The organism is Bacillus cereus group sp. RP32 (assembly GCF_040459735.1).
In the GTDB taxonomy this organism is placed as follows: Bacteria; Bacillota; Bacilli; order Bacillales; family Bacillaceae_G; genus Bacillus_A; species Bacillus_A wiedmannii.
Map to the genome: position 1 here is coordinate 1279524 of NZ_JARVHO010000001.1, position 12392 is coordinate 1291915.

Below are 12392 nucleotides of genomic sequence, written 5' to 3' on the forward strand. Positions count from 1 at the left end.
AATCCTTTTTAATATATTATGAAAGTGTTACAGCTTTTTCTTTCTTCCATGAAAGGCCAAATCCAGTGAAACCAACAATAATTGTTAAGACTGGGCAAGCTAAACAGAAAATTGCGAATGGAAGGTAATCAAATGTCGGAACGCCAAGGACGTTCGATAAGAATACACCACTTACTCCCCATGGTACGAGCGGGTTAATAACTGTACCTGCATCTTCTAGTACTCGTGATAAATTCCGACGTTCTAAACCGACTTCATCGTATTTATTAGCAAATGCTTGTCCTGTTAAAACGATGGATAAGTACTGCTCACCAAGTAAGAAGTTTACACCAATTGCAGTTGAAGCAGTAGAAATAATTAAACGTGTGCTATTTTTTACGAAGCTAGAGATGATATTCATGAGCTGCGTAATAATACCCATTCCTTGTAATAATCCTCCCATACAAAGAGCCAGGAAAATAAGTGCAATCGACATCATCATACTTTGTAGACCACCGCGAGATAGTAAGCTATCAATGTCTTTAATACCAGTTTTAGAAACGTATCCGTCTTGCATAATTTTCATTAAATCAGCTAAAGAAGTGCTAGGTTTAAAAATAAAGAGAATAATAATTCCTACCACAATTCCTGCAAGTAATGTTGGAACTGCTGGAACTTTTTTAAATGCGAATAGGAACAGTAATAAAATTGGAATTAGTGTAACGATAGAAATCGTCGTATTTTTCTCTAAAGTGCTAATAAAGTTTGTGAAGTCAACGTCTCCGCTAATACCGCCTCCTAAAATGAAAAATGCGATAAAAGCAATAATGAAAGCTGGAACTGTTGTCCAAAGCATGTTACGAATATGCTCAAATAAATCTACACCCGTTACAGCAGGAGCTAAGTTTGTTGTATCAGATAAAGGAGACATTTTATCTCCAAAGAATGCACCAGAAATAATTGCACCAGCGATTAGAGCTGGATCGTATCCGAGAGCACTACCCATACCCATAAAGGCAAGTCCTACAGTTGCGGCAGTTGTAAAGGCACTACCGATACTTGTTCCAACAATTGCACAAACAACAAAAACAGTTGGAACGAAAATCTTTGGAGATACAAGCTGGAAGCCGTATACCATTAAAGTTGGAATTGTTCCAGCAGCGATCCAAACACTAATTAATACGCCTACAAGCAAGAAAATAAAAATAGATGGAATACCAGCTGAAATACTACTGATCATCCCTTTTTCCATAGTAGACCAAGAGATTTTTTTCATAAATCCAAATGCTAATAAAAGAACGATACCAAATAAAATTGGGATGTGTGGTGAAACTTCTAATTGAATAACACTAAAGCCAATACAGAAAAAGATAAATAATGTTAAAAGAACAGATTCAATTTTTGAAACCATTGTTTTCCCCTCCTAAGTAATTTAAAATAGCTCTTTTTTATATAAAATTCGCCAATATTGTGTATTTCCTTCTAAAATTTAGAATTTTGTGACAAATTATCGGTAATTGTTGGTCCTTCAATATGATACGGAAATGATTGGATAAAAAAACGTCCCTGCATATAATTATGCAGGGACGAAGATATCGCGGTACCACCCTAGCTTGTGAAATGAATGTATCACAAAATAAAGGGTCGTATGATATGCGCTAATAAAATAAAAACGCCCCTGCAATATATGCAGGGACGAAAAATTCGCGGTACCACCCTAAATTGTGAAACAGTTTCGTTTCACCACTCTTTAGATATAACGGTCTATAACCGTCTTTCACTACTCCTTACGTTTCGCAAAAGAAGCTCCAGGGGGTAATTCATAATTCGCTCTGTACTGGTTCGCACCGACCACCAGCTCTCTGAAATCAGAAATCGAAATACTACTAAATCCTATCAATGCCGATTCATATGATGTTAGTTAAATTTTTATCACATTTTCATCTTATATGTCAATAAAAATGTTCAATATTTTTTTAGGGAAATAAAGGTTAAATGTTTTTAATGTTCTAAATTTGTACGTTATAATGAATTTGAAAGGGGAGGAAAGAGTGAAGAAAAAAATAATTCTTTTTACCACCTTACTAGTCATTGGCGGAAGTGCTGGAATTTACACAGCTTTTGCAGCTGAATCAGAGCAGGCGAAACAAAAGCAAATACAGCAGTTAGAAGTGAAGAAAGCGAAAGAAACGGAAGAGAAGAAGTCGATGGAAAAAGCAGCTGAGAAACTAGGAGTTTCTACTGAAGGGAAAACAAAAGAAGAGGTTACGAAAGAAGTAAATACCGCAAGATTTGAGAAGCGCCATGATTTATTAATTGAACATGCAAAACAACTTGGAATTGATACAGAAGGAAAAAAAGATGAAGAGATTATTTTAGAAATCGGAAAGGTACAACACGGAAAGTAGAACAACTTATCGTATGATAAGTTGTTCTTTTTTAAGAACTATTTGATTTAAAAATAATTGACAGTCATTTAAATTTAATGTTAACTTTATTTATAAATTAGTTAACATTAGGGGTGACAATTGTGACTGTTAATAGTAATACGACTGAAAAATCGTCTTATACATATGAAGAATTATCGGAGAAAAATAAAGCTTATGTATGGCATCCGTTTACACAAATGAAAGATTATTTAGAAGAAGACCCTGTCATTATTGAACGTGGAGAGGGAAGAAAGCTATACGATGTAAATGGAAATGAATATTGGGATGGTGTTTCATCTATTTGGTTAAATGTTCACGGACATCAAGTACCAGAATTAGATGAAGCAATTCGTGAGCAATTAAATAAAATTGCCCATTCTACTATGTTAGGACTTGCTAACGTTCCATCTATTTTATTAGCAGAAAAAATAATTGAAGTTGTGCCAGAAGGTTTGAAGAAAGTATTCTATTCAGACTCCGGTTCTAGCGCCGTTGAAATTGCAATTAAGATGGCCTTTCAATATTGGCAGCATAAAGGAAAACCGAAGAAACAAAGATTTGTTACATTAAAAGAAGCGTATCACGGTGATACAATTGGAGCTGTTTCAGTAGGAGCGATAGACTTGTTTCACCAAGTGTATAGTTCACTTTTATTTGAGGCAATTAAAATGCCGTATCCATATACATATCGTTCTCCTTATGGAAATAATAAGGAGGAAATTGTGAAAAAACATATAGAAGAAATGGAAGAGCTGCTGAAAGAAAAGCATGAAGAAATTGCGGCGATTATTGTAGAGCCTTTAATGCAAGGTGCTGGCGGTATGATTACAATGCCAAAAGGATACTTAAGAGGGCTCCGTAATTTATGTACAAAATATAATGTTTTATTTATTACAGATGAGGTAGCGACTGGATTTGGGCGTACAGGGAAAATGTTTGCATGTGAACATGAAAATGTAACGCCGGACATTTTAACAGCCGGAAAAGGTTTAACAGGTGGATATTTACCAGTTGCAATCACCGTAACGACAGATGAAATTTATAATGCCTTTTTAGGAGACTATGAAGAACAAAAAACATTTTTCCACGGTCATAGTTATACAGGGAATCCGTTAGGGTGTGCGGTAGCCGTTGCGAATCTAGAGCTATACGAGAAAACAAATTTAATAGAAGAAGTGGCAAGTAAGACAGAATATGTAGCGACGCAATTAGAATCGCTCTTTGCGTATAAACATGTAGGGGATATTCGTCAGTGCGGGTTAATGGTTGGAATTGAACTTGTGAAGAATAAAGAAACGAAAGAAGCGTTTGAATGGACAGAGAGAGTCGGTGTTCAAGTATGTAAACGTTCAAGAGAGCTGGGCATGATTTTGCGACCACTCGGTAATACGATTGTATTTATGCCTCCTCTTGCTTCTACAATTGATGAGATTGATGATATGTTACGTATTTTGTATAAAGCAATCTCGGATGTTACGGAGGGAGAATAATGGGCGGTTTTTTTGTTACAGCAACGGATACTGAAGTGGGGAAAACTGTAGTTGCGGGTGCATTAGCAGGTGTATTTAGAGAATTGGGATATAACATCGGGGTATATAAACCGTTGCAAAGTGGACATGTTGCATCAAATCCAGAGGGAGATGCAGCAAGGTTAAAAGCATTATCGGGTGTACCAACAAAAGAAGATGAAATTTGCCCTTATTCTATTGAAGAACCTCTTGCTCCGAGACTTGCCATGAAAAGAGCTGGAAGAGTAGTACATTTAAAAGACATTATGGATCATTATAATGAACTATTGAAAGAGTTTAATAGCCTATTTGTAGAAGGAGCAGGTGGACTGGCTGTTCCATATACAGAAGACGCTTTAGTAATTGATTTCGCAAAGGAATTACAGCTTCCTCTTATTATAGTCGCACGCCCTACATTAGGAACAGTAAATCATACAGTTTTAACAATTGCTTATGCAAAGGCACAGGGCTTAACAGTAGCAGGTGTAATTTTATCCGGCTGCAAAGAATGTGAAATGGAAAGAGTACAAGAAAATAAAGAAATGATTGAAGAGCTAAGTGGGGTACCGGTTTTAGGTTTATTACCATTCTTTGAAGGTGCGTTTACAAAAGAAGAAGTCTTGGAATCTGCAAAAGAGTATATAATGATTTCAAAATTAGAGGAGTTCATCCGAAATGAATCAAACGTGGCGCACACATCTTCAATCTAAATTGCAACAATTAAATGAGCAAGGACAGTATCGCAATTTGCATGTAACAGAACAAGCAGAAGAGACATGGCTTATTCGAGATGAAAAAAGGATGCTAAATTTAGCGTCAAATAATTATTTAGGGTTAGCTGGAGATGAGAGGTTAAAAGAAGCTGCTATTGCATGCACAAGAAAATATGGAACTGGAGCGACAGCATCAAGGCTCGTTGTAGGAAATTATTCACTGTATGAAGAGGTTGAGAGAAGTATATGCGATTGGAAAGGCACTGAAAAAGCCTTAGTTGTAAATAGTGGATATACCGCAAATGTTGGAGTGATTTCTTCATTAGCCTGTCGTCACGATATTGTGTTTAGTGACAAATTAAATCACGCAAGCATCGTTGATGGGATTATATTAAGCGGAGCAGAGCATAAAAGGTATCGTCATAATGATTTAGATCACTTAGAGAAGCTGTTGCAAGTAGCACCGCCAAAAAAGAAAAAATTAATCGTAACAGATACTGTTTTTAGTATGGATGGTGATACTGCATATTTAAGAGATTTAGTGCAAATGAAAGAGAAATATGGAGCAATGATTATAGTCGATGAAGCACATGCGAGTGGAATATATGGAATTGATGGAGCAGGGTTGTCTCATATAGAAAAAGATATTGCTCAAAAAATTGATATACATATGGGGACGTTTAGCAAAGCTCTAGGGTGTTATGGTGCGTATTTGACAGGTGATGCAATGTATATAGAGTATTTACAAAATATGATGAGAAGCTTTATTTTTACAACAGCTTTACCACCAGGAACGTTAGGAGCAGTGCAAAAAGCAATTGAAATTGTGAAAGAAGATAATGAAAGAAGAGAGAGACTTATAGAGAATGGAGCATATTTTAGGACACATTTGCAAGAAGCTGGTTTTGATATTGGGAATAGCTCAACTCATATTGTACCGATTGTAGTCGGTTCAAATGAAGCAGCTTTACGGTTTAGTAGAAGGCTGCAAGAGGTAGGTATTGCAGCAATTGCAATTCGTCCACCAACGGTTCCAGTTAATAGTTCACGGGTCCGTTTTGCAGTTACGTCCCAACATACAATAGCTGATTTGAAATGGGCTATTCAGCATATTATACGCATTGGTAAAGAAGAGGGGTTTTTCGTATGAAAGAGCTAAAGGTTATTTTTATTCCTGGATGGGGAATGGAAGAAGGTGTTTGGACTTTAGTTCTGCCGTATTTTAAAGGATATTCTGTTCAATGTATCAATTGGCGTAATGTGAAAGAACAAAGTGAATTTGCGGGGCGAATAGTAGATGTAGCAAAAGATGAAAATGTAATTTTAGTTGGATGGTCACTAGGAGCGTTAGCAGCAGTTCAAGCTCATAAAAAGGTTAAGGCAAAAGGTATCGTACTAATTGGTGGTACTGCCAAATTTACAAATACGAGCGATTATACGAGTGGATGGAATACTCTGCATGTAGAACGGCTGAAAAAGAATTTAGCGAGAAAGAAAGAAGATACGCTCAAGCGGTTTTATGAAAATATGTTTACAAAAGATGAGCTGAAAGAGAATAAAAGGTTTGAAGATATGATAAAACGCTTTAAAGGTGATTCTATTCAGTCTTTGCAATTAGGTTTGGAGTATTTAATAGAAGCAGATATGAGAGAAGAACTGAAAGAAATTAAAGTCCCTATACTACTTATTCACGGAGAGCAGGATGTAATTTGTCCATTGTCTGCAGCGCGTAGTATGGCTGAGAATGAGACTGCCACGCTCAAGGTAGTAAGTGAGGCTGGACACGCATTATGCGTAACGAATTTCGAATATTGCGGAAATGAGATAATTCAATTTGTAGAGGGGATACGACATGATCAACAAAACGTTACTTCAAAAACGGTTTAACGCGGCATCTGTATCCTACGATCAATATGCAAATGTACAAAAAAAGATGGCACATTCATTACTTTCTACATTGAATCGGCGATATAGTGCAAATTCATCGATACGTATTTTAGAACTTGGATGCGGAACAGGATATGTTACAGAGCAATTATCAAACTTATTTCCGAAAGCACATATTACAGCCATTGATTTTGCTGAAAGTATGATTGCAGTTGCGAAAACTAGACAAAATGTGAAAAATGTAACGTTTTACTGTGAGGATATCGAAAGATTACGACTAGAAGAAACATATGATGTCATTATTTCAAATGCCACATTTCAATGGCTAAATGATTTAAAACAAGTGATAAGAAATTTATTTCATCATTTGTCTATAGATGGGATATTACTCTTTTCAACGTTTGGACAGGAAACATTTCAAGAATTGCATGCTTCGTTCCAGCGGGCGAAAGAAGAAAAAAATATACAAAATGAAACATCGATTGGGCAACTTTTTTATTCGAAAAATCAGTTGCGCCATATGTGTGAAATAGAAACAGGGGATGTGCATGTTTCTGAAACATGTTACATAGAGAGATTTACAGAAGTTAGGGAGTTTCTACACTCTATTCGAAAAGTAGGAGCGACCAATAGTAATGAAGAATCATATTGTCAAAGTCCCTCACTCTTTCGTGCGATGCTTCGCATATACGAAAGAGACTTCACGGAAAATGAAGGGATAATGGCGACGTATCATGCTTTATTTATGCATATAACAAAAGAGGGGAAGAGATGAAATGAAACAAGTACAAACAAAAAGGGATTGGAAAAAACTTGCACATGACGTAGTAGAAGAGAAAATGATTACGAAAGAGGATGCAATTGCAATATTAGAAGCTGATGATACAGAAGTGTTAGAAATTATGAATGCAGCTTACATCATTCGCCATCATCACTTTGGTAAGAAAGTAAAATTGAATATGATTATTAATACGAAATCTGGATTATGTCCTGAAGATTGCGGATATTGTTCACAGTCTATTATTTCAGAGGCGCCGATTGATAAATATGCATGGCTAACGCAGGAAAAGATTGTAGAAGGAGCACACGAAGCAATTCGCCGTAAAGCGGGTACATATTGTATTGTAGCATCTGGTCGTCGCCCGACGGATAAAGAGGTGAATCACGTAATTGGAGCAGTTAAGGAGATTCGTGAAACGACAGATTTGAAGATTTGTTGTTGTTTAGGTTTCTTAAACGAAGATCAAGCAGGACGTTTAGCAGAAGCGGGTGTACATCGTTATAACCACAACTTAAATACACATGCAAATAATTACGAAAGTATTTGCTCCACTCATACGTATGACGATCGTGTTGATACAGTTCAAAAAGCGAAACAAGCAGGCATTTCACCATGCTCTGGGGCAATTTTTGGAATGGGGGAGACAATAGAAGAACGTGCTGAAATTGCATTTGAATTACAACGTATAGATGCAGATTCAATTCCATGTAATTTCCTTGTTGCTGTAAAGGGTACGCCGCTTGAAGGACAAAAAGAATTAACGCCGATAGAATGTTTAAAAGTACTGGCGATGATGCGTTTTGTAAACCCAACGAAAGAAATTCGTATTTCAGGAGGACGTGAAATCAATTTACGCTCTGTGCAGCCAATCGGTTTATTTGCAGCAAATTCTATTTTTGTTGGAGATTACTTAACGACAGCTGGACAAGAACCGACTGCAGACTGGGGTATGATTGAAGATTTAGGGTTTGAGATTGAAGAATGTGCATTATAAGATAGATAAAAAGCAAACTTGTAAAAGAGTTTGCTTTTTTTGTAAATAAAATGTAATAAATAGTTGTGAAAGCTTGATACTATTGGTTTTTGAGCGAAAAATAGAATTTTGGTGGACGAATTTTCCAAGCCCCAATTGTACATAGTAAATATGTAATTTATATTGGGTTGGAGGATTTTACATGCACAAATATATATTAGCGATTATGACTTGTCTAATTTTACTAAAAGCAATAAGTGCTGATCCAGTTAAGGCTGCCGAAAATCCTGAACAAAAAGAAATGCAACAACGAATTGAACAACATTTTCGAACGAAAGCTGAACATTTTGGATTGAAAACAGAAGGGAAAGATTTAAAGGAAGTGCGAAAAGAAATTACTATTATAGAAGAAGCGAAGAAAAGAGAGAATGTATGGAGAACAGCACAAACGCTTCGTATACAAACAGAAGGAAAAACAATGGATGAATTAATAAAAGATGTACGGAAAAAAGTAAAAAAATAAAAAAGAGGACGCAGCCTCTTTTTTATTTTTTATGCCCAGTGTTTTGATAAATGAGCCATTTCAATCGCAGCAACGGCGGATTCATAGCCTTTATTACCTGCTTTCGTGCCCGCGCGTTCAATCGCTTGCTCGATCGTTTCAGTCGTTAATACACCGAAAATAACTGGGATGTCTGTTTGTAGTGATAAAGATGCAACTCCTTTTGCTACTTCATTACAAACGTAATCGTAATGTGTTGTAGCACCACGAATTACAGTACCTAACGTAATTACAGCATCATACTTTCCGCTATTAGCCATCTTTTTAGCGATTAAAGGAATTTCGAATGCGCCAGGAACCCAAGCAACATCGATATCAGTTTCTTCTACACCGTGACGCTTTAATCCATCTAAAGCTCCGCCGAGTAACTTACTTGTAATAAATTCATTAAAACGTCCAACAACAACCCCAACTTTTAATCCTGTACCAACTAAATGACCTTCGAATACCATAATAAACCTCTCCCTTAATTATAAGTTTAATAAATGTCCTAATTTGTTTACTTTCGTTTGTAAATACGTTTTATTCTCTTCTTTTGTTGGCATTTGCAATGGTACACGCTCGATTACTTCTAAATCGTAACCATGTAAGCCAGCAATTTTTCGTGGATTATTTGTTAATAATCGTAAATGTTGTAAACCTAAATCTTTTAAAATTTGAGCGCCAATACCGTAATCACGCAAATCAGCTGGGAACCCAAGTTTTTCGTTTGCTTCTACAGTATCGAATCCTTCTTCTTGTAACTTATAAGCGCGAAGCTTATTAAGAAGGCCAATGCCTCGTCCTTCTTGTCTCATATAGAGAAGAACGCCTTTTCCTTCACGCTCAATTTGAGCAAGTGCAGCATGGAGTTGTGGTCCGCAATCACAGCGGCACGAGCCAAATACATCTCCTGTTAAGCACTCTGAATGAACGCGTACAAGTACAGGCTCTTCTGTTGAAATATCACCTTTTACGAGTGCGATATGTTCTTTCGTATCTAATGAATTAGAATAGCCAATTGCATGGAAAGTACCGAAATCTGTAGGTAATGTAATTTCCACTTCTCGCGTCACTAGTATTTCATGGTGGCGGCGGTAAGCAATTAAATCTTCTATTGTAATCATTTTTATATCAAATTGTTTTGCACACTGTAGCAAATCGGGTACGCGTGCCATCGTACCGTCCTCATTAATAATCTCGCAAATGACTCCAGCTGGTTCTGCTCCGCAAAGTCTGGCTAAATCGACAGCAGCTTCTGTATGACCAGCTCGGCGTAGGACACCGCCTTCTTTCGCGATTAATGGAAAGATATGTCCAGGACGATTGAAATCAGCACCTTTTGATGCAGGGTTTAATAATTCTTGTATCGTAGTTGCCCGTTCGTGAGCGCTAATCCCTGTTGTTGTAGAAACATGATCAATACTCACTGTAAATGCAGTATGATGCGAATCTGTATTATGAGCTACCATTGGTTCTAATTGTAGACGTTCTGCGTATTCTTCCGTAATCGGTACACAAACGAGACCACGCCCATGTGTAATCATAAAGTTAATCGTTTCTGGCGTAATATACTCTGCTAAAGCGATAAAGTCGCCTTCATTTTCACGGTTTTCATCATCGCATACGATAACGACTTTTCCTTGTTTTAAATCTTCTAGAGCTTCTTCAATACGATGAAACATAATGCTTCCCCCTTATAGAAATCCGTTTTCTTGTAAAAAGCTTTCGCTCATTGAACCTGTTCGTTTTACAGGTTTAGAAATAAAGCGTTCGATATATTTACCGATCATGTCACACTCAATGTTTACGATGTCACCGGCATTCTTTGCTCCGATAATAGATTCACTTACTGTGTGCGGGATGAGTGAGATTGTGATGGAAGATTTGTCTATATCAAATATTGTTAAACTCGTTCCATCAACAGCAACGGATCCTTTATGCAAACAATAGCGCAGCAATTCATCAGCAATAGCTATTTTGTAATAGACGGCATTATAGTGTTGTTTTTTGTTTAATATCGTTCCGATGCCATCAATATGTCCTGAAACGAAATGTCCACCGAATCGTCCGTTTGCAGCTATCGCCCGCTCTAAATTTACTTTAGAGTGTTGTTTAAGCATGCGAAGTGATGTTGATTGCATCGTTTCAGGCATTGCGTCCACTGTGAATGAAGTTGTTGTGAAACTCGTTACAGTTAAGCAAATACCGTTAACCGCGATACTATCACCTAAGTGAACATCTGATAAAATATTATTTGCATGGATCGTTAACTTCATCGCTTCTCCGCTTTGTTGCATGTTTGCAATCGTTCCTAATTCTTCTACAATTCCTGTAAACATTCCGTCACCTCACTTCGGGCATTCGCAACGATTTTTATATCATCACCAACTTGTTTCATCTCTTGAATTTCCAAGGAAAGTGCATCATGTAATGCTGCGAAACCATTTCCCCCAAATAAAGTAGGGGCATCTTTCCCGCCAATTAATTTGGGGCTTATATAAGTTACAATTTCATTGAGATGCTTTGTTTGTAAGAAGCTTGCGTGAACTGTTTGACCACCTTCAACGAATAGAGAAAGAATTTGCTTCTCTCCAAGAAAGAAAAGGAGGTCCTTGATTTCTATATGTTTTGTTTTCATTTGGAATATAGCTATATTTTCAGATTCATAAGAAGCTATTTTCTCTTTATTTACATCCTTACCGACAATAATCCATGTCGGTGCTAAACCATCTGTTATGACATGAGAAGATGGTGGCGTTCGTAAATGGGTATCTAAAATAACACGAATAGGATGTTTACCCCCGTTAGGAATTCTTGTCGTTAAATGCGGATTATCAGCTATAACTGTATTCACTCCAACGAGAATCGCATCATGTGTATGACGATATTGGTGAACATCAGCTCGTGCTTCTTCACCTGTAATCCACTTACTTTCACCCGTGACAGTTGCTGTTTTTCCATCTAAGCTCATCGCTGTTTTTATTGTTACAAATGGACGCTTCGTTTTCATGTAGTGAAAAAAGAAACGATTTAATAAGGTGGCTTCTGTTTCAAGAACACCGGTAGCTACTTCGATGCCAGCTTCTTCTAATCTCCTTTTTCCAGTACCAGAAACGAGAGGATTGCAATCAAGAGTAGCAATTACAACCCGTTTGACTCCTTTTTTGATGAGCAATTCACAGCAAGGTGGTGTTTTTCCAAAATGGCTACACGGTTCAAGTGTTACATAAACGGTAGCTCCTTTTGCTTTTTCACCAGCCATATGAAGCGCGTGAACTTCTGCGTGTTCTTCACCAGCACGTAAATGAGCGCCAATACCGACGATGTTTCCTTCTTTTACAACAACAGCACCAACCATAGGGTTTGGACTTGTTTGTCCAGATGTCCCTTCTGCTAACTGTAGGGCAATCCTCATATATTCTTGATCTGTCATTCTTTTCACCTCTCCTGAAAAAATCAAAAAACCCCAAGGATTTTATATCCTTGGGGTTTGGGAGACGTGATTTCTAGAAATATAGTTCGAATACGAAAGTACAGGAAAGAAACCTAACGATGATTGGTATTTTTGCATAAGGAAA

General features: G+C 37.1%; 13 protein-coding genes and 1 other annotated feature. Of the genes, 8 read left to right on the forward strand and 5 right to left on the reverse strand.

What is annotated here, in order from left to right; all coding sequences use genetic code 11:
• Window positions 1–16 precede the first annotated feature (16 nt).
• Entirely contained in the window at window positions 17–1390 is a 1374-nt protein-coding gene (gene nhaC, locus QCI46_RS06710) for a Na+/H+ antiporter NhaC (protein ID WP_353839838.1), read from the reverse strand.
• Between the two features lie 277 nt (window positions 1391–1667).
• Window positions 1668–1888 (reverse strand) — a binding site (T-box leader).
• 142 nt (window positions 1889–2030) lie between these two features.
• Here nhaC and QCI46_RS06715 point away from each other — a divergent pair.
• The 8 genes from QCI46_RS06715 (at window position 2031) to QCI46_RS06750 (ending at window position 8793) form a co-directional block, all read left to right on the forward strand.
• Window positions 2031–2387: a hypothetical protein gene (locus QCI46_RS06715; RefSeq protein WP_137011333.1), complete on the forward strand. Its 357-nt coding sequence runs from the start codon at window positions 2031–2033 to the stop codon at window positions 2385–2387.
• A gap of 122 nt (window positions 2388–2509) precedes the next feature.
• Window positions 2510–3898, forward strand: a complete 1389-nt coding sequence (gene bioA, locus QCI46_RS06720; RefSeq protein ID WP_353839839.1) for an adenosylmethionine--8-amino-7-oxononanoate transaminase — start codon at window positions 2510–2512, stop codon at window positions 3896–3898.
• On the forward strand, window positions 3898–4626 hold the full coding sequence (gene bioD / locus QCI46_RS06725; RefSeq protein WP_097907239.1) for a dethiobiotin synthase: 729 nt from the start codon (window positions 3898–3900) through the stop codon (window positions 4624–4626). The genes bioA and bioD overlap by 1 nt, the downstream gene beginning before the upstream one ends.
• Window positions 4592–5779 (forward strand): 8-amino-7-oxononanoate synthase, encoded by a 1188-nt coding sequence (gene bioF, locus QCI46_RS06730; RefSeq protein WP_353839840.1) that lies wholly within the window; start codon window positions 4592–4594, stop codon window positions 5777–5779. The genes bioD and bioF overlap by 35 nt, the downstream gene beginning before the upstream one ends.
• Entirely contained in the window at window positions 5776–6516 is a 741-nt protein-coding gene (locus tag QCI46_RS06735; RefSeq protein ID WP_353839841.1) for an alpha/beta fold hydrolase, read from the forward strand. Before bioF ends, QCI46_RS06735 begins: the two co-directional genes overlap by 4 nt.
• A complete protein-coding gene (gene bioC / locus QCI46_RS06740) occupies window positions 6482–7291 on the forward strand; it encodes a malonyl-ACP O-methyltransferase BioC (RefSeq protein ID WP_306007367.1) in 810 nt (269 codons plus the stop codon). The genes QCI46_RS06735 and bioC overlap by 35 nt, the downstream gene beginning before the upstream one ends.
• Window position 7292: 1 nt before the next feature.
• Window positions 7293–8291, forward strand: coding sequence for a biotin synthase (bioB, locus tag QCI46_RS06745; RefSeq protein WP_000815838.1), 999 nt, complete (start codon window positions 7293–7295; stop codon window positions 8289–8291).
• Window positions 8292–8472: 181 nt separating this feature from the next.
• Entirely contained in the window at window positions 8473–8793 is a 321-nt protein-coding gene (locus tag QCI46_RS06750) for a hypothetical protein (protein WP_000549778.1), read from the forward strand.
• 29 nt (window positions 8794–8822) lie between these two features.
• Here the strand turns inward: QCI46_RS06750 and ribH are convergent, their stop codons facing one another.
• Genes ribH through ribD form a run of 4 tightly spaced genes read right to left on the reverse strand, consistent with a single transcriptional unit; the run spans window position 8823 to window position 12247 of the window.
• Window positions 8823–9284, reverse strand: a complete 462-nt coding sequence (ribH, locus tag QCI46_RS06755; protein ID WP_353839842.1) for a 6,7-dimethyl-8-ribityllumazine synthase — start codon at window positions 9282–9284, stop codon at window positions 8823–8825.
• 18 nt (window positions 9285–9302) lie between these two features.
• Entirely contained in the window at window positions 9303–10496 is a 1194-nt protein-coding gene (ribBA, locus tag QCI46_RS06760; protein WP_353839843.1) for a bifunctional 3,4-dihydroxy-2-butanone 4-phosphate synthase/GTP cyclohydrolase II, read from the reverse strand.
• Window positions 10497–10508: 12 nt separating this feature from the next.
• Window positions 10509–11153, reverse strand: a complete 645-nt coding sequence (gene ribE, locus QCI46_RS06765; RefSeq protein ID WP_353839844.1) for a riboflavin synthase — start codon at window positions 11151–11153, stop codon at window positions 10509–10511.
• Window positions 11135–12247: a bifunctional diaminohydroxyphosphoribosylaminopyrimidine deaminase/5-amino-6-(5-phosphoribosylamino)uracil reductase RibD gene (ribD, locus tag QCI46_RS06770; protein ID WP_000131997.1), complete on the reverse strand. Its 1113-nt coding sequence runs from the start codon at window positions 12245–12247 to the stop codon at window positions 11135–11137. Before ribD ends, ribE begins: the two co-directional genes overlap by 19 nt.
• Window positions 12248–12392 lie beyond the last annotated feature (145 nt).